The 17,382-nt window shown below is 33.9% G+C and carries 19 protein-coding genes and 1 riboswitch; of the genes, 12 read left to right on the top strand and 7 right to left on the bottom strand.

Features of this window, described 5'->3' with window-relative positions; all coding sequences use genetic code 11:
- The first annotated feature begins 4 nt into the window (after positions 1-4).
- The 7 genes from recN (at position 5) to ACLRYO_RS02270 (ending at position 7,244) form a co-directional block, all read left to right on the top strand.
- Complete coding sequence (gene recN, locus ACLRYO_RS02300; protein ID WP_119562959.1) at positions 5-1,669, top strand: DNA repair protein RecN; 1,665 nt, start codon at positions 5-7, stop codon at positions 1,667-1,669.
- 41 nt (positions 1,670-1,710) lie between these two features.
- A riboswitch (Lysine riboswitch) is annotated at positions 1,711-1,883 on the top strand.
- Positions 1,884-1,959: 76 nt separating this feature from the next.
- Positions 1,960-2,757 (top strand): 4-hydroxy-tetrahydrodipicolinate reductase, encoded by a 798-nt coding sequence (dapB, locus tag ACLRYO_RS02295; protein WP_060919801.1) that lies wholly within the window; start codon positions 1,960-1,962, stop codon positions 2,755-2,757.
- 23 nt (positions 2,758-2,780) lie between these two features.
- A complete protein-coding gene (locus ACLRYO_RS02290; RefSeq protein WP_120054781.1) occupies positions 2,781-3,812 on the top strand; it encodes an aspartate-semialdehyde dehydrogenase in 1,032 nt (343 codons plus the stop codon).
- Positions 3,813-3,833: 21 nt separating this feature from the next.
- The gene (gene dapA / locus ACLRYO_RS02285) at positions 3,834-4,721 is read left to right on the top strand and encodes a 4-hydroxy-tetrahydrodipicolinate synthase (protein WP_120054782.1); all 888 of its coding nucleotides are present in this window, start codon (positions 3,834-3,836) and stop codon (positions 4,719-4,721) included.
- Positions 4,722-4,991: 270 nt separating this feature from the next.
- Positions 4,992-5,384: an aspartate 1-decarboxylase gene (panD, locus tag ACLRYO_RS02280; RefSeq protein ID WP_120054783.1), complete on the top strand. Its 393-nt coding sequence runs from the start codon at positions 4,992-4,994 to the stop codon at positions 5,382-5,384.
- Between the two features lie 70 nt (positions 5,385-5,454).
- Positions 5,455-6,297: a pantoate--beta-alanine ligase gene (gene panC / locus ACLRYO_RS02275; RefSeq protein ID WP_120054784.1), complete on the top strand. Its 843-nt coding sequence runs from the start codon at positions 5,455-5,457 to the stop codon at positions 6,295-6,297.
- 11 nt (positions 6,298-6,308) lie between these two features.
- Positions 6,309-7,244 (top strand): bile acid:sodium symporter family protein, encoded by a 936-nt coding sequence (locus ACLRYO_RS02270; protein ID WP_413084653.1) that lies wholly within the window; start codon positions 6,309-6,311, stop codon positions 7,242-7,244.
- 56 nt (positions 7,245-7,300) lie between these two features.
- On the opposite strand, the gene lexA is transcribed toward ACLRYO_RS02270, so the two are convergent.
- Entirely contained in the window at positions 7,301-7,972 is a 672-nt protein-coding gene (gene lexA, locus ACLRYO_RS02265) for a transcriptional repressor LexA (RefSeq protein WP_120054786.1), read from the bottom strand.
- Positions 7,973-8,225: 253 nt separating this feature from the next.
- Here lexA and ACLRYO_RS02260 point away from each other — a divergent pair, with 253 nt between their 5' ends.
- Positions 8,226-8,534: a LysM peptidoglycan-binding domain-containing protein gene (locus ACLRYO_RS02260; RefSeq protein WP_120054787.1), complete on the top strand. Its 309-nt coding sequence runs from the start codon at positions 8,226-8,228 to the stop codon at positions 8,532-8,534.
- Between the two features lie 123 nt (positions 8,535-8,657).
- Here the strand turns inward: ACLRYO_RS02260 and ACLRYO_RS02255 are convergent, their stop codons facing one another.
- Positions 8,658-9,668: a site-specific integrase gene (locus ACLRYO_RS02255; RefSeq protein WP_120054788.1), complete on the bottom strand. Its 1,011-nt coding sequence runs from the start codon at positions 9,666-9,668 to the stop codon at positions 8,658-8,660.
- 106 nt (positions 9,669-9,774) lie between these two features.
- Here ACLRYO_RS02255 and ACLRYO_RS02250 point away from each other — a divergent pair, with 106 nt between their 5' ends.
- Together ACLRYO_RS02250 and ACLRYO_RS02245 are read left to right on the top strand one after the other, a co-directional pair.
- Positions 9,775-11,121, top strand: coding sequence for a VanW family protein (locus ACLRYO_RS02250; protein WP_120054789.1), 1,347 nt, complete (start codon positions 9,775-9,777; stop codon positions 11,119-11,121).
- A gap of 190 nt (positions 11,122-11,311) precedes the next feature.
- On the top strand, positions 11,312-11,929 hold the full coding sequence (locus ACLRYO_RS02245) for a phosphatase PAP2 family protein (RefSeq protein WP_120054790.1): 618 nt from the start codon (positions 11,312-11,314) through the stop codon (positions 11,927-11,929).
- 138 nt (positions 11,930-12,067) lie between these two features.
- On the opposite strand, the gene ACLRYO_RS02240 is transcribed toward ACLRYO_RS02245, so the two are convergent.
- On the bottom strand, positions 12,068-12,208 hold the full coding sequence (locus ACLRYO_RS02240) for a hypothetical protein (protein WP_243624509.1): 141 nt from the start codon (positions 12,206-12,208) through the stop codon (positions 12,068-12,070).
- A gap of 177 nt (positions 12,209-12,385) precedes the next feature.
- A complete protein-coding gene (locus tag ACLRYO_RS02235) occupies positions 12,386-13,054 on the bottom strand; it encodes a hypothetical protein (RefSeq protein ID WP_120054791.1) in 669 nt (222 codons plus the stop codon).
- Between the two features lie 438 nt (positions 13,055-13,492).
- Between ACLRYO_RS02235 and ACLRYO_RS02230 the strand changes: the two genes are divergently transcribed.
- Positions 13,493-13,642 carry a hypothetical protein gene (locus tag ACLRYO_RS02230; protein ID WP_012864375.1) on the top strand — a complete coding sequence of 50 codons (150 nt, stop codon included), beginning with the start codon at positions 13,493-13,495 and terminating at the stop codon, positions 13,640-13,642.
- Between the two features lie 109 nt (positions 13,643-13,751).
- Here the strand turns inward: ACLRYO_RS02230 and ACLRYO_RS02225 are convergent, their stop codons facing one another.
- The 3 genes from ACLRYO_RS02225 to ACLRYO_RS02215 form a co-directional block, all read right to left on the bottom strand.
- Positions 13,752-14,495, bottom strand: coding sequence for a DUF4241 domain-containing protein (locus tag ACLRYO_RS02225; protein ID WP_120054792.1), 744 nt, complete (start codon positions 14,493-14,495; stop codon positions 13,752-13,754).
- Between the two features lies 1 nt (position 14,496).
- Positions 14,497-15,405 carry an HAD family hydrolase gene (locus ACLRYO_RS02220; protein ID WP_120054793.1) on the bottom strand — a complete coding sequence of 303 codons (909 nt, stop codon included), beginning with the start codon at positions 15,403-15,405 and terminating at the stop codon, positions 14,497-14,499.
- Positions 15,406-15,545: 140 nt separating this feature from the next.
- A complete protein-coding gene (locus tag ACLRYO_RS02215) occupies positions 15,546-16,475 on the bottom strand; it encodes a DUF1848 domain-containing protein (protein ID WP_413084652.1) in 930 nt (309 codons plus the stop codon).
- A 147-nt stretch (positions 16,476-16,622) separates the two neighbouring features.
- Between ACLRYO_RS02215 and ACLRYO_RS02210 the strand changes: the two genes are divergently transcribed.
- A complete protein-coding gene (locus tag ACLRYO_RS02210; RefSeq protein WP_120054795.1) occupies positions 16,623-17,372 on the top strand; it encodes a class I SAM-dependent methyltransferase in 750 nt (249 codons plus the stop codon).
- Positions 17,373-17,382: the final 10 nt, after the last annotated feature.

Below are 17,382 nucleotides of genomic sequence, written 5' to 3'. Positions count from 1 at the left end.
TAATATGTTAACGCAAATGAGCATTCGCAACTTTGCGTTGATTGAGCAAATGAATATTTCATTTAATGATGGCATTACTATCTTTACCGGCGAAACTGGGGCAGGGAAATCCATTCTTATGGATGCCTTTAGTATCCTATTAGGAGAACGCGCAAGTAGCGAGTTTATTCGTCACGGTAAAGATAGTTTTGTTATTGATGGAATATTTGATATTGCTAATCACCAAAGTATTCAAGACCTATTAGAGTCTAAAAATATCATGATAGAAGAAGGCCAGTTAATTCTATCAAGATCTTTTAACCGTAATGGCAAATCTAGTATATTGGCTAATGATCAACCAATACCTTTAAAAGCTTTAAAGGAGATTGGTCAATACTTAGCAGATATTCACGGACAATATAGCAACCAACGTTTACTAGACGCTGATACACACCATGAATATTTAGATACTTTTAATAAAGAAGGAAAGGAAGCCTATAAAGCTTATACTGATGCGTATAAAATTTATAAGCAAGCAAAACAAGATGTAGATCATTTACAAGAAAATATGTCTGAGCGAGCCCGGGAGCTTGATATGCTTAGATACCAAATCGATGAAATTGAAGATGCTGGTCTGAGTGTTGGTGAAGATGTAACTATTGCAGAAGAACTTAAGCGTCTTGACAGTTTTGAACATATCGATAAGGTTTTAGGTTCTTGTTATGATGCCTTTTATAATGGACGTCAACCATTACTTGATACGATTAACTCGATTAAGGTAGAGGTTAATGATCTAGTAAAATATGACAGCGAGTTAAAAGAAGTCTCAGAAATGGTGGACTCTGCTTATTTCCAACTAGAAGAAGCTGCACAATCTTTAGATCGTTACAGGGATACTATCAGCTACGATGAAGAGCGTTATAAATATTGCCAAGACAGAGATACCACAATTTATAGCTTAAAGAAAAAATATGGTGAAACCGTAGAAGATATTCTAGCATACGAAGAAAAGGCGCAATCTCGTTTAGAAGAACTAGAAGACCTTGTATTTGCTCAAGATGAATTAGAAACTCGTCTTGAAGAAGCAAAAAAGGTAGCAGAAGAAGCGTTAACAGTTTTACACGAGGTACGTCAAAAAAATGCAAAAGATATTGCTACGGCCTTACATCAAGAATTAGTGGATCTAGGGATGCCCAAAGGGGATATTCAATTTCATATTGAAGAGGGGACTGAGTTATCCTCATTAGGTGCAAAGTCTATTGAAATGCTATTCTCTGCGAATAAAGGGGAACAGTTATTACCTCTACATAAAGTAGCATCTGGCGGTGAGTTAGCTCGCATTGCATTAGCCTTTAAATCAGTATTCCGTAGTGACGCTTTTAAAACGATGGTATTTGACGAAATTGACGTTGGTATCAGTGGTGATATAGCACTTAAGGTGGCAGAAAAAATACTTAATTTATCTAGAACAAATCAAGTATTTTGTATTACTCATTTGCCTCAAACTGCAAGTATTGCGAAACAACACTATCATCTATCTAAAATCGAGCAAGATGATCGTACAATCTCTACATTAGTAGTCTTAAATGAGGACGAACGAGTAACACAAATCGCGTCTATGATGTCTGGTAAGGGAATGTCTGCTACAGCACTTGCGGCGGCGAAAGAACTTATTGACCATTTTAATTGACTAAAATCGCATAATTACTTATACTAATAGTATTAAATGAATATGTTGATAGAGGTGCGAGTATTAAGAGTAATCATGAGGAGTAGGCATGCATTGATCCATGATAAAAGGGATGCTTGCCGAAGTTCGATGATTGCGACTCATCGTTCTGGTTGTCTATTTAATAGATAGACAACTGTCATCAATCTTGTATTGGTGGAGTGCTATCATTGAGCTTTTCATAAGAGTATATATAGCTATATAATCTATAAGGCCAGTGGATGCATCCACTGGCTTTTTTGGAGGTATATATGATTCGAGTAATGGTAAATGGCGCTGGCGGCAAAATGGGTCGTGAAGTTGTCAAAGCAGTACATAACGATCCTGATTTAACATTAGTTGGTGGTATTGATCCGACTAAGGCAGGGGAAGATGTAGGCTCTGTAGCAGGAATCGAACAATTAGGTATCAAGATGAATGCCTCCATCGATGAGGTATTAGATACAAATAAACCTGATGTGATTGTAGATTTCACTAATCCTGCAGTTATTTATGAAAACGCGAAGAAAATGTTATCCGCTGGTATTCATGTAGTCATCGGTACTACAGGATTGACCGCAGAACAACGTGATGAACTTGATACAATAGGTCGTTCCAATCAAGCGAATTGCTTAGTGGCACCAAACTTTTCTCTTGGGGCGGTAATGATGATGAAAGTGTCTGCAGAGCTCGCTCCATATTTCCCTAATGTAGAAATTATAGAATTACATCATAATCACAAATACGATGCGCCTTCTGGCACAGCTATTTTAACAGCTAAATTGATTAACGATGCTAAACAAGCTGCTAAGGTAACTGCTGATGAGGATTTAACTCGTGAAAGCTTACCAGGTGCTCGTGGTGCTAAGGTTGACGATGTAACAATTCATAGTGTACGCCTTCCAGGTTATGTGGCTCATCAAGAAGTATTATTTGGTGGTTATGATGAAACATTAACCATACGTCATGATAGCTTAAGCCGTTTATCTTTTATGCCAGGCGTAGTATTAGCATGTAAAAAAATTAGTTCTAAAACTGGCTTAACATACGGTTTAGAACATTATTTATAATATTTGTGCAAGGAGATGTATCAATGAAAAAACCTAATGTTGCTATTCTAGGTGCTACTGGTGCAGTAGGTGCTGAATTTATTACACTTATTGAAGAACGTAACTTTCCTTATGAAAACTTAAAACTATTAGCTTCCACTCGTTCTGCAGGTACAGAACTTACTGTGAATGGTAAAACATATATTGTAGAAGAAGCAAAACCTGAATCTTTTGATAATATTGATATTGCATTATTTGCAGGTGGCTCTATATCTAAAACATTAGCGCCTGAAGTCGCTAAACGCGGTGCTATTGTAATCGATAACTCTAGTGCATTTCGTATGGATCCTGAAGTTCCACTCGTAGTACCAGAAGTTAACCCAGAAGATATTTTGAAACATAAAGGTATCATTGCAAATCCTAACTGCTCTACAATTATCATGAGTTTAGGATTAAAACCTCTTCATGATCTCTCTCCAATTAAACGTGTAGTTGTAAGTACATACCAAGCTGTATCTGGGGCAGGCAAAGAAGGTATTGAAGAACTTGAAAATCAAGTAAAACAATATATTGCAGGCGAAGAAATGACAGCAAATCTGTTACCAACAGGATCTGCTCCTAAACACTATCCTGTAGCATTCAACTTATTGCCACAAATTGATGTGTTCTTAGAAAATGATTATACTAAAGAAGAAATGAAGATGGTTTACGAAACGCAAAAAATTCTTCATGACGAAACTATTCAAGTAGTTCCAACTACAGTTCGTGTTCCTGTATATCGCTCTCATTCTGAATCTGTCTTGGTAGAAACAGCAGAACCGGTATCTGTAGAGGCTTTCAAAGCGGCATGTGAAAAATTCCCTGGTTTACAAGTTAAAGATAATCCTGCTGAACAAATTTACCCTATGCCATTGTATACATCTAATCAAAATGACTGTGAAATTGGTCGTATTCGTAAAGACTTATACAATGACAACGGTATGAACTTCTGGATTGTAGGGGACCAAATTCGTAAAGGTGCAGCTCTTAACGCGTTGCAAATTGCTGAATACTTGGTGGAAAAACAAGCATTTTAATCTATCAAGGGGAGGACATATATGAAAACCTTTGGTCGAGTGTTAACAGCTATGGTGACATCCTTTAATAGTGATGGATCCGTAAATATTGAAAATTGTGTTGCTATCGCCAATCATCTGTTAGATAATGGCTCTGATGGTCTTGTAGTTTGTGGTACAACGGGTGAAAACCCAACTATGTCTAGAGACGAAAAATTAGCTCTATTTAATGCAATTGCAAAAGAATGTGGACATAAAGGTTCAATTATTGCCAATGTAGGTAGTAACGATACAAAAGCTTCTGCAGACTTTGTAAAGGAAGTCTCTAACATCGATGGTATCGATGGTTTGCTAGTTGTAGTACCTTATTACAATAAACCGAACCAACAAGGCCAATATTTGCATTTTAAAACTATTGCAGAAGCTACTACATTGCCAATTATGGTGTATAATGTACCAAGTCGTGTAGGGACAGGTATTTTCCCAACTACCTTAGTTCAACTACATAACGAATATCCACATATTTGTGCTATCAAAGAGGCAAGTGGTAATTTAATGATTGCTTCTGAAATTAAGCGCTTAATGCCTGGAGATGATTTCATGGTATATAGTGGGGACGATGGTCTTACATTACCGATGTTATCTGTTGGAGGATGTGGAGTTGTATCTGTAGTATCTCATGTAGCAGGCAAAGATATGAATGCTATGATTCAAGCTTATGAATCTGGCCATAACTACGAAGCGATTCGTATTCATCAAGCTTTATCAGAAATTATAAAAGCGATGTTCATCACCACAAATCCGATTCCTGTTAAATATGCAGCCCGTAAAATTGGCTTACCTGTGGGAAAATTTAATTTACCAATGTGTGAACCAACGGCTGATGAAGCAGCATATATTGATAAAGCATTAGCAGAATATCTAAAATAAAATATTAGTATAAAATAAAAACCAGTAACTACATTGTAGCTACTGGTTTTTATTTTATACTACAATCACTGTTATTTTTGATTAGAGTCACATTATTTGTATTATATTAATTGTATTTTAATGTAAAAATTTACAATTATGGTATAATTTCTCTGGAGATAGTATTTTTAACTATACTCTAGTCTACTGTTAATTCATGATAAACAGACAAATTGTGAAAGTTCGAACCGACCAATATGGCGGGTACATTTAAAACACAAGGAGTTTAGCATGATACTAACAATGTTAAAAGGTAAAATTCACAGGGCTACTGTGACACAAGCAGAGCTTGATTATGTAGGGAGCATTACAATTGATACAGATTTATTGAATGCATCCGGAATACGAGAATATGAACAAGTTCAAATTGTAAATATTAATAATGGAGCACGTTTTAGTACATATACTATTGCCGGAGAAGCAGGTAGTGGTGTTATATGTTTAAATGGTGCTGCTGCACGACATGTGCAAGTACATGATAAGATAATTATCATGTGTTATGCACAGCTTGATGAAAGCGAAGTTGAGAGCCATAATCCTCTCGTTGTATTTGTAGATAATAGTAATAAGATAAGTCATATAAAAAACTATGAGAAACATGGTTTATTAGTTGATCAAAAATAATTGTCATTGATCGAATTACAGTAGACTGTATAGGACTATCTTCGTATTTACAATATAACGGAGGAATATAATGGAAGTTATAACAACTATCGAAAATGTACGGAATACAGTAAATAGCTGGAGAAAAGAAGGTTACTCAATTGGTTTTGTACCAACCATGGGATTCTTACATGAAGGACATGCTGCATTAATAGATCAAGCTAGAAAATATAATGATAAGGTCATTGTCTCTATATTTGTAAATCCTATTCAATTTGGAGAAAATGAAGACTTAAGTACTTACCCTCGTGATATTAATAGCGATAAAAAGTTATGTGAATTACATGGTGTCGATCTTATTTTTGCTCCAAATCCGGAGGAAATGTACCAAGATAAAAAGGCATTTGTAAACATTGCGGATTTATCTGATACATTGTGTGGTATTCGCAGACCAATTCACTTTAAAGGCGTTTGCACTGTGGTGGCAAAATTCTTTAATATTATTCAACCAACAAATGCGTTTTTTGGTGAAAAAGACGCACAGCAATTAGCCATTATACGTAAAATGGTCTTTGATTTAAATTTTCCTGTCAGTATTATTGGTGTTCCCATTGTTCGTGAAAAAGATGGTTTAGCAAAATCTTCTCGTAATACATATTTGTCTAGTGAAGAACGGAAAGCTGCAACCATATTGTATAAAGCTATTCAATTGGGCAAACAAACTATACAATATGGTTGCCCTGCTAAATGTATCATTGATACTATGACAGACATTATACAAACCGAACCACTTGCTAAAATAGATTATATTTCAGTTGTTGATGCTAAGACTATGCAACCTATACAAGAGGTTACTGCCCCAGTATTAGTGGCTATGGCTATATATATTGGTTCTACACGACTTATCGATAACTTCTCATACGATCCAAAATAAGGAGAGAAGTTATGAATCATTTACTTACACTCAACAACGTCCTTTCCAAATACTTAATTTTTATAATCTTAGGCTTTTCATGTATTGCCTATATAGTACCAGAATACTTTACTTGGGCAATCGCTTATACACCATTCTTACTTGGTATAGCCATGTTTGGCATGGGGCTTACTATTAAGTTTGAAAGCTTATGTAGTATCCTTAGGCATCCAAAAGATATTTGTATTGGTGTACTTGCACAATATACAATAATGCCTCTATTAGCTTGGGGAATTTGCGATATATTTACCTTATCACCGGATATTGTTATTGGTGTTATATTAGTAGGTTGTTGTCCTGGTGGAACAGCCAGTAATGTTATAACCTATATTGCCAATGGTGATGTCCCTTTATCTGTAGGAATGACAATTACTTCAACATTAATATCTCCCATAGTTACACCATTATTAATCCTATATATCGGTGGCGCATGGGTAGATGTTCAAGTACTACCTATGATGATTACTATGGTAAAAGTTATTATTGTGCCAATCTTATTGGGTGCAGTAATCCAATATGTATGTAAATCACATATTAATACTTTAACTAGTATTAGTCCTATCTTCTCAATGATAGCTATTATACTATTAATAGCAGCCATTATTGCTATCAACAAGGATAAACTATTGGTTTCTGGACTTGAAACACTTATTGTTGTTGGTATACATAATATACTAGGTCTACTACTAGGCTTAGGTGTAGGAGCACTGCTTAAATTAAGATATGATAAAACTACAGCGCTAGCAATAGAGGTAGGAATGCAGAATAGTGGTTTAGCCGTAACATTGGCAGCAACAAATTTTGCATTAAATCCATTAGCAACGCTAGTAGGGGCGATTTTTAGTGTATGGCATAATATATCAGGTGCTATTTTTGCTACTCTACGGAGAGAAAATAGTTTACATTAAAATAAACTTTATACATGTAACAAAAGAACGGCAACGATATGTTGCCGTTCTTTTGTTTATATTCTATCTCGTACAAGACCGATTACGAGGCCCTCAATATGACAATTATCTACAATAATTGGATCAAAATCATCATTTTCAGGCTGCAAACGAATGTGACCATTTTCTTTGTAAAAACGTTTTACTGTAGCCTCATCATCGATACGTGCTACAACTACATCGCCATTATTTGCTGTATTTTGATGGCGTACGATGAGCATATCACCTTCATACATACCGATATTCATCATAGATTCGCCTTGAACACGAAGTAAGAAACAATCGGAATCACCAGTCAATTGAACTGGCAATGTAAGCGTGGACTCTAAGTTTTCCACCGCAGTAATAGGCATACCTGCTTGTACAGTACCGATAAGAGGTACTTGTTTAAGACCTGCACCTAAAAACTCAAAGTTATCAGAGCTAGACGTTTCATTACCAGCTACTGAGATAGAAGGTTTAGTATCTTCTAAAACGGTAATAGCACGATTTTTATTTGGATCACGTTTAATATATCCAAATTTTTCTAGCGCATTCAAATGAGATTGAACAGTAGAAGTGGAACTTAGTCCTACATGTGTACAGATTTCACGAACTGTAGGACAACGATATTCATTATGTAATGAATCTTTTATAAAGTCTAATATACGGCGCTGTTTTGTATTAATATCTGTAGCAGGGCGTCTCACGATAAACCTCCAAAGTCAATCTAATGTCAAAAAATGTAAATATTTCTATGCGTAAAAATTACCACATAACGTACTATATAATAAAAATATAAGATATTTACTTAACTTATATACCTATTATAGGCAATTTTAAAAGTTTTTGCAAACATTTGTTCTAAAACGCTTGACCGAACATTCGTTCGTGTGGTATTATAAGTATGTAAACAAACAAATGTTCTCAGATATTATGTTCGATGTAAATGTGAGGTATGAGATGAAAAATATATTGATGATGGTAGGAATGTGCTTAACAGTATTATTTGGTTATAATATGTCAAATCCTACAACAGAGGTAAATACACATAATGTACGTGAAGTAAAGGTTCAAGCAGGCGATACAATGTGGGATATTGCAGCACGTACAGCTCATAAAGATATGGATGTTCGTGAAATGGTATATGCCATGAAGGAACTCAACAATATTAGCGATTCTGGTGCTCTTGTACCTGGTACAGTTTTAAAGGTACCAGCAAAGAAATCTGATAGTCCAGTTAGAGCTTTGGACTATATGGCTCAAAACTAAATATATATGGGTTAATCCCACGCAAAAAAGCAGCTACTCTAACAGAGATAGCTGCTTTTTGTTATCTAATGTATGTTATTAAACGATTTATAGTTATTGTCTAAATCAACTGATTTATGATTGTTATCTAAATCGCTTTTCAAAAATTGTAGAGATAGGATTATCTACAAACTTATTTGCTTCATTGATATAACGACGAACCATGTTTACACTATGATGACGAGTTTGTCGCATAATATTACGTTCTTCAACACCATAAGCTGCTGCAGTCGTTGCAAAGCCATGACGTAAACTATGAGCGCCATACATAGTCGGATCTAGACCAATAAGAGAAATATATTTTTTTACGATTTCTGCAATCATCTTATCGGATATAGCTGTTTTACGTAAAGACATATTTTTTGTAAACCCTCTAAATACAGGTCCCTCAGTAATACCAGAAGCACGTAACCATTGTTGTAAAGCTTGCACTGCATCTAGAGGAGAACCAGATAAATGTGGGATAGCTACCACGGCACCTTGACCTTCTTGGTCGGCCTTAGAGGATGCTACAAAGATTTCAACACCTTGTGGTGAAAATTGAAGATTTTCTACTGTAATAGCCGCAATCTCACTGCGACGGAAGGCACCCATAAAGCCAATCAAAAGAATAGCTTTATCACGCAATAATTGAATTTCCGGCACATCTAGCTTAGCCATACAGTCTATAATATCTTCAATATCTTCTAATAAAACTGGTGTTTTCCCTTGTTGAAACGTTCCTTTTAACCGTCTAATGCCACGTAAAGCCTGTTTTACAATAGGTGCCATACATGGATTATTTCTTTGACCAGAAGCATTAAAATTTTCAGATATAGCACTAATACGACGTGAAATTGTATTTGCCTTTGCATAATCTGCTAGATCGTTAATATAATTTACTATTGTTTCTGGTGTAGCTGGAAAATAAGATACCTTTTGATAAGTACACCAATCTACAAAATCGTCCCAATCCGATTCGTAAGCATCAACAGTATTCTCAGCCTTAGATAACAATATGCTTTGTTTTGCTTTCATAGACAACTTTGTACTATTCATAAGCGCATCATTATTGCGCAAATAAAAATGCTTTTGTTGTTTCTTAGACTCTGACATAATTCACCCTTACCCCTAAAATATTAATATAATTGTACCATAGATTAGATCTTTATATGCTATAATTAGAGAATATAATAACTTATTCGGGAGCGTTTACCAATACATGACGAAGAAATACATATTAGTGGGAACACTACTTGTTCTTTTGGGTACAAGTGGTTGCTCATACATTCCAACAGAAAATATTTCTTATGGTGTATATTATAATGATACAGATCTATCAAATACACCAAAGAACGAATTACAAGCACGTTTACAAGAGGTGAATGATAAGCTACCTCAGACTATATCTATTGATATGGGAAATAATAAAAAACAACAAGCCACATATCATGATCTAGGTATTCAATTCGATACAGAGGCTATGGTAAAAGCTATTTCCACATACGGCTATGAGGATGATATGTGGACAGTATTGTCACATAGATTTAATGGCTTATTTTATGGGCATCATTTTAAACCACAATATAAGTTAGACGAAGTAAAGGGGAAAACATATCTCACTGAGTTAGCAAAAACAATAGATACACCTGGTCATGATGCATATCTTACTGTTGAAAATGGACAAGTAGTAATACATCCCGCAAAAGAAGGTAAACGTATTGATATCGATGCCACCCTCAAAAAGCTGAAAGATGATTTACAATCTGGCGATAGTATAAATTCACTTTCTATGGTATTTACTACGCAGAATACAGTAAAAGTTACCGATACTGATCTAAAACCTTTAAATACTGTATTAGCATCTTTCACAACGGAGTATAATCCAGGTAATGAAAGCAGAACACATAATATCCAATTAGCTTCTGATAAGATAAATGGTACACTCATTAAGCCAGGCGCACAATTCTCCTTTAACGATGTTGTAGGCGAACGTACTGCAGAAGCTGGCTATGATGATGCACCTGTTATGATTGATGGCAAATTAGTTCCTGGCATTGGTGGCGGTATTTGCCAAGTAAGTTCTACTATTTTTAATACAGCTTTATTATCCGGAATGAATATTGTTGAACGAACTCCTCATTTTGAGCCAGTTGGATATATTCAAGCTGGCAGAGATGCTACAGTAGCTTGGGGCTATTTAGATTTTAAGTTTAGAAATCCATATCAGCATTCTATTTATATTTTAAGCGTTATGAATAATGGAACCTTAACTATTTATATTATTGGTACAGCTCAAGATAAACCAAAGAATATATCTATCTCTGTAGGCGATTACAGTGAGATTCCTAATAAAACAATAACTAAGGTAGATCCATCTTTAAAAGAAAAAGAGGTACAAGAAGGGCATGTAGGCTTGAAAATGAATACATATAGAACCATTACATATGGCAACTGGGTTACTCAAACCGATTCCTTTGAGTCTGTATATGACCCAGTAGATACAATTATTACAATGCCTACTACATTTGAAGCAGCAGTAAAAAAAGGTGACAAAAAGAAAACATAATTATAGTTTTTATGAAATATAGCCTAAACTATTGACCATTAGATATAAATAGTTTAGGCTATAATTTGGGCTGTAAATGAGAAATCATTATAGACGTAAATAAATTAGTATAGATTAATTATTAAAATAAAAAGCATAAGATATTCTCAATAATTATCATTTAGATGAGAGTAGAATAGAAGAGGAATTTATGGACACAATTTTACAATTTGATCACTCTTTAATCTTCTATGTACATGAACATTTTGTATATAGTTTTTTAACACCAATTATGGCATTTATTTCAAAAATTACAAGTAATGGCGCATTATGGATTATAATAGCCTTATTATTAATGCTACAAAAAAAATATCGTGTTTTAGGCGTGGCAATTATTATTGCTTTAGGATTTGTATTTATAATTGGCGACCAAGGTTTAAAACCAAATGTAGCGAGATTAAGACCATTTGTTGATTTTCCAAATGTAACGGTGCCGTTAGAATCTGCACTACCAAAAGCTACAAGCTATTCATTCCCATCAGGTCATAGTTTTGGTTCATTTGCATCAGCTATGACTATTTACCTAGGCTTAAGCCAAATAGTACCTCAGAAGCGATATTTAGGAATTTTAGCATTATTAGGTTCAATAGTAGTAGCGTTCTCTAGAGTTTACTTATTTGCACATTATCCAACAGATGTATTAACAGGCTTAGTATTAGGGATTATCGTAGGATTCATTGCCTGGAAATTAGCAAGAATTGGTTGGAACTGGTGGACTAACCGTCATAATGATGTAGAATACGAACCATACACATTTAAACGTAAATAATCAAAAAAACTAGATAATACAAGGGATTGGGCCATTTAGGCCCAATTTTCTTATATAAATTACTTCCGATAATATATTGTTATCGGAAGTAATTTATATTGCAAAAAACTAGCCTACAAGTTTATAAGCTAGTTTATTTTAGTTAATCAAAATAATCAGTAAAAAATTAATTATTTTTTCATATGAATCTATTTCTTTTATATATTCCGCTAACTCAGGTTCATTAATAGTAACTTTATCAAATTTAGGTTCAATAATTATATTACCGTTATAATCCATTAGGCCATATTTTCCATTAGATTTATAAACAAATAAATCTTTATAAAATGATGTTATATCGTCATTATAATGTGGTAATTTAAATAATTTGTAACCTGAGTTTGTATCAATTACATATTTTATTATAAGTTGCTGTAGTAAAGACAATAAAATAAAAGACGATAGAGTCCAAATATTTTACTTTTTTAATAATATAGGTTTATATGAGGTATTATTTAAATTATATGCTATACAGTCTAACATATAAAATCCACACCGAAATTCCTGTTCATACTCATTCCCTATTAAGTCAGAATACTTGATTTTGAATTTTAAAAAATCATTGATTTTTTCTCCATTTTTTAAATCCACCTTAACTTTGAATGTAACCTTTTCTCTTGCAGTTGCATAATACTGACTTAAATACTCATAAATATAATACAATTTCTTAGGATACCCTTCACTATAAATATACCCTTGCAATCCTTTATCAGGAAATTTCGGTGATAGCTGTATATTTGTCGCACTTTCTTTTCCTATATTTATGAAACCTATTTCTAAAATCAAGCTATTCTTTTGATTTTTAATCTTACTGTCTTTTAAGACTATATTGAAATATGGGATAATTGACGCTCGAGTATTCTGTTCAGATAACAAATTTTGAATTAAAATATCTTTTTGTCTGTTTTCTTCTTTGTATATATCAAAATTTTTCTTCCAATTATAATTTTCTTCATTAATTTTTTCAGCGTGCTTTAAGCGTTTACTAGAATAATAATTCTTTATAATTGTATATATCAACGATATAACTGAAATCACAATTGGAATCCATGTCACTACATCTATATTTCTTAAAAATTCATACATCCATTTCCCTCCATTTTTTTATTAATTAGATATGAAATATTATATCAAAATTAAATTGCAATATGAAATTGAATAGCATTCAAATCTACAATTCTGTTAACTACTTCATGAAAGACATTCAAGGAGGGCCATAATTTAGAATCTTGCGTGTCAAATTATTACACCATTGAAGGGTTCGTTTAATAGTTTCCTCTGAAACGGCTTTTACTGGCATTCCTTTCGGTATACATCTAATTATGACTTTTATTTGATCCACGTTCTTTTATTTGTTCAATTTCATTCTACAATTAAGCAAATAATTCTTTTCATATTTTTAATTTTTCTATATGCCAATAAAGTATTATTATTACATAAAATTTATATTGAATTTTTTAGGATTAGATTGTAAAATAGTAATATAAATTATCTAATTTACTCATACTCTTATGGAGGAATTATATGTGCTGGTGTGATATTGTAAGTAAAGCCAAAATTGGCGGTTTAAAACATTTAGGTAATGGCATGGAGAGTTCTTTAAGATTTCTTGCTGAAATTATTCTTAGTTTAAGTATCATTCGCGTATTAGTAAACTGGACTTTTGGTATTTAAATCTCAAAATATAATACGATCATATTAAAAGGCGCTTAGTTATACTAAGCGCCTTATTTTTATATATTCAGTTATATCTAGTTATTTTCTTCACTACAGCGCTAATATATTACTCATATGCTTCGCTGCAATCTATGTATTCCATAATAATTTGGCAAATTTGGCCATCTTTATCAAATGCCCAGTATACTGGATATAAACCATCGCCAAACCCAGATTGAATCATCGGTACTGTCAATTCCGTATCAGGAATTGTAAAGTTAATCCAATCTCCTTTAGAACGTTGGAATTGTGGATATGCCATAGCATTCAATTGGAATAAATCACTATAATAATCATCGTAGATATTTTTTTCAGGGTAGTTTATATGCCATTGTTCATAAAATTTGTTATATGTCTCAATAGTTTGTGCATCTACTATTGTAGCTAAACCCGAATCTACAGGAAATCCAATATAGGTATCCCCATCATCTAAATCGGTTAAGTCTTCAGTCCCTTTTAATGCTAATTCGTAATATACAGGCTCATTACTGCTAAAAACAACTCGACTAGCTACATAACGATATTCATTTGGTTCCATTTCGATTATCTTAGTATCTAACAGATACGTACCTGGTGTTACCTGTCTAAGATATGTATCTGGTTTACTTGGCAATGTTACTAGAGGATCACAACACGTAATATATCCTGTTGGAAAATTTACCGTCCACATGGGTAATGTGTGTAACGGAAATCCTTTTAACTCTTTTCTGTTAAATAAATCATGATATGGTACGGTAGGTTTTAATTTACCTTCGGAACCTAATCGGTTAAAGGTTTGAATCCATTCGCTAGTTAATTTAGATTGTTCCATATTACTCCTCGGCTTCGTATTTACAATGAATATATTCGCCTTCTAATACTTCGTAGGCTGCGGTTTTACGTATAATTTGCTTTACTAATGTATCTAGTTTAGAACCATTTGTATAGTCTGCAGGTGCATAATAACGGATACGATGATGACGCATCATCTTATATACCTTTTCTTTATCTTTCTTAAATGGATCATATACACCTATAGAATGACCCCCATTAGCGTTCACAAGACTCATACAAGGAATATCTGTATCGCTATCCCCAATATAAATCATGTTACGGAACGGCACTCGTTGATTTTCAGGCTTAATGTAATCATTAACACCAGTATCATTAATATCATGAATTCCTTTTTGAATACGGAACAAAAATTGTGTCTTATTCGTATAGTTAATGGCTTGTGCAGGCCAAACAGCTACACCTTTATCATCAAACATAAATGCACTGGCATAGATTTTGGTGAAAGCCCCCTCTTTTGCCATTTCAGTGCCTTCGATCATCTCTTTTAAGCCAGACGAAATAATATAATGTTCAATCTTAACGCCTTGTTCTAAGCCATATTCGCGAATACGTTCAAACCAAGTCCGTACCCCTTCGTATAATTCTACTTGATTGCCGTATTCCATGAGTTTATCTTTTGTTACATAGAAATGGCCTACAGCTTCTTGAATCATTTTGTACATATAGGCTAAGTTATTATCCATATCATGTTTTTTAGCCAATTGATTTGATTCATGCCAAAATTGTTTGATTTGCTCTTCGTTATAGCCTACCGATTGAATGAAACCTTGTGCCTGCATATCGTCAGGGGTTAATGTCTTATCAAAGTCGTAACACATTGCTAACACGGGCATAGATGAGTCAGATGATTGTAAATTATCTTTACTATCTTTCTTATACGTTATCATAAATGCACCTCCTTTTAAATTAAACAAAAAATACATTTACACTCTCTTATATTCCTGAGATTCCTTCTTGACAACCCCTTTGGTATCTATTTTACACGGTAAGTCAATTCATTTAATTTAGTAATTTCTAGTAATTTTGCTTAAAATAAGCTATCTTGTGTTATAGTTTCCTCTACAATCCAGCTCTTCTCCGTACTTTCTTTGATAATTTCTCTTTTTGAAAGTCTTCCAATAAGTAAGCTAGAATTTGGATCATGATGTAAACGATTATATCGAACCACCGCTTGATTAGTATTAGCATAACAATAACGACAAAAGTGGCTACAGCTATCGTAGGCACCAATATCACCATGTAAATAACAATTACATTCTGGTCTCGCTGGCGTACGTTTTGGTGCTTTTAATTTTATATTCCAGGCCCTTTCATAACAATCTAAAGTAAGGCACCCCTCCGTATCAGCACCAAGTTCTTTAAAGATATACCCTTCTCCACAAGTTTTGAGAGTCATATGATGAGAACGAGCTATGGATAGAAATTCTTTGATGATCTTAGTTTGAACATCTAAACTCGGTCTGTACCCTTCTGGGAAATTCTGAGCCACCTTATCAAATATATCTAAAAAGCTTACAACAACAGTATCTGTATAATCTTTAAGGGACTTGGCCATTATATAAAAGCTTTCAAAATGAAAATCTACTGTATACTCATTGGTTAAAATGATAGGATCATAGCGCCATACCATAGATTGTGGAGTAAGCAGTTTGGATATGTATTTAAATCCCTCTATAACAGAAGCATAAGGTGGTACATAGGGCTCAATATCAGTTCCATAAGGCATTATTGTCATATGCCAGTATTGTCTGTAGTCAACAATTTCATTTAGTAGTGGAATAAATGGTAAAGGATTCTTAGTACAAAATGCAATGCCATCTATTACCTCTTGATTAATAGGATACCGAGTCACCTGTAGCGGATTATATGGATTACGAACATCTACAAACCCTTCACGGACACGATTGATTAGCCATTGGCCATAAATATCTGTACGTTGTCCAGTCTGTAATATCATAGCCCTGCCCTTTCCTTAAAATAAAACATAGATGTATTATATCATACCTCATAGTTAGTATTTATGGAATTAATGTGATTTTTGCTGTATAGTTCGTTATTATTTTATGATACTATAAGTACTATAGAATATGAGGAGAAGTAAAATATGAACGATATTTTTGAACGCAACCATCCTATGAAGGATGATAAAGAATTTATTACATCCTATTGGGCAGATCGAGCTCACGATTTTGGCGCTTTACGTGCAAAAGAATTGGAAAGTCCCAAACTAAAATTATGGAGAGAAGAATTAACTTGTCATATATTTGATTCTGATAGATCTTTACGAATATTAGATATTGGATGTGGAGCCGGCTTTTTTAGTATTATACTATCTCAACTTGGTCATACAGTGCATGGCATTGATATTACACCTAATATGATAGATGAGGCAAATCAACTAGGAGAATCCCTCGATTGTGATGCAACCTTCTCCGTAATGGATGCAGAAAATCTAGGATTTGATACTAATACTTTTGATATCGTTGTGGCCAGAAATGTAACGTGGAATTTACCCCATCCTGACAAAGCCTATGCCGAATGGTTTCGCGTCATTCGCCCAGGTGGTTTGATTTTAAACTATGATGCGGAACATGCTCGTAATCATCATAATGTATCACAATCTGTTCATCATGCCCATGAACATGTAAGCAACGAATTAAAAGAACGATGTCACACCATTTATCATATGCTCGATATTTCTTCTTATACACGACCTCAATGGGATAAAGAACTACTTACTAAATTAGGTGCTAGTTCTGTTACCATTGATCTAACTGTAGGTCCGCGCATTTACAATGAGGAAGACGAGTTTTATATTCCTGTACCCATGTTCTTGGTGAAAGCAATTAAATAAATCTATATAG

This window comes from Veillonella parvula (assembly GCF_047241225.1).
GTDB lineage: Bacteria > Bacillota > Negativicutes > Veillonellales > Veillonellaceae > Veillonella > Veillonella parvula_O.
Note: the sequence above shows the minus strand (reverse complement) of the source record. Positions and strands in the feature narration are given on the sequence as shown.

Bases quoted from the DNA above. Each gene is read 5' to 3' on its own strand.
- recN (WP_119562959.1), top strand. From the start codon at position 5: ATGTTAACGCAAATGAGCATTCGCAACTTTGCGTTGATTGAGCAAATG.
- dapB (WP_060919801.1), top strand. From the start codon at position 1,960: ATGATTCGAGTAATGGTAAATGGCGCTGGCGGCAAAATGGGTCGTGAA.
- ACLRYO_RS02290 (WP_120054781.1), top strand. From the start codon at position 2,781: ATGAAAAAACCTAATGTTGCTATTCTAGGTGCTACTGGTGCAGTAGGT.
- dapA (WP_120054782.1), top strand. From the start codon at position 3,834: ATGAAAACCTTTGGTCGAGTGTTAACAGCTATGGTGACATCCTTTAAT.
- panD (WP_120054783.1), top strand. From the start codon at position 4,992: ATGATACTAACAATGTTAAAAGGTAAAATTCACAGGGCTACTGTGACA.
- panC (WP_120054784.1), top strand. From the start codon at position 5,455: ATGGAAGTTATAACAACTATCGAAAATGTACGGAATACAGTAAATAGC.
- ACLRYO_RS02270 (WP_413084653.1), top strand. From the start codon at position 6,309: ATGAATCATTTACTTACACTCAACAACGTCCTTTCCAAATACTTAATT.
- ACLRYO_RS02260 (WP_120054787.1), top strand. From the start codon at position 8,226: ATGAAAAATATATTGATGATGGTAGGAATGTGCTTAACAGTATTATTT.
- ACLRYO_RS02255 (WP_120054788.1), bottom strand. From the start codon at position 9,668: ATGTCAGAGTCTAAGAAACAACAAAAGCATTTTTATTTGCGCAATAAT.
- ACLRYO_RS02250 (WP_120054789.1), top strand. From the start codon at position 9,775: ATGACGAAGAAATACATATTAGTGGGAACACTACTTGTTCTTTTGGGT.
- ACLRYO_RS02245 (WP_120054790.1), top strand. From the start codon at position 11,312: ATGGACACAATTTTACAATTTGATCACTCTTTAATCTTCTATGTACAT.
- ACLRYO_RS02240 (WP_243624509.1), bottom strand. From the start codon at position 12,208: ATGGATTATAACGGTAATATAATTATTGAACCTAAATTTGATAAAGTT.
- ACLRYO_RS02235 (WP_120054791.1), bottom strand. From the start codon at position 13,054: ATGTATGAATTTTTAAGAAATATAGATGTAGTGACATGGATTCCAATT.
- ACLRYO_RS02230 (WP_012864375.1), top strand. From the start codon at position 13,493: ATGTGCTGGTGTGATATTGTAAGTAAAGCCAAAATTGGCGGTTTAAAA.
- ACLRYO_RS02225 (WP_120054792.1), bottom strand. From the start codon at position 14,495: ATGGAACAATCTAAATTAACTAGCGAATGGATTCAAACCTTTAACCGA.
- ACLRYO_RS02220 (WP_120054793.1), bottom strand. From the start codon at position 15,405: ATGATAACGTATAAGAAAGATAGTAAAGATAATTTACAATCATCTGAC.
- ACLRYO_RS02215 (WP_413084652.1), bottom strand. From the start codon at position 16,475: ATGATATTACAGACTGGACAACGTACAGATATTTATGGCCAATGGCTA.
- ACLRYO_RS02210 (WP_120054795.1), top strand. From the start codon at position 16,623: ATGAACGATATTTTTGAACGCAACCATCCTATGAAGGATGATAAAGAA.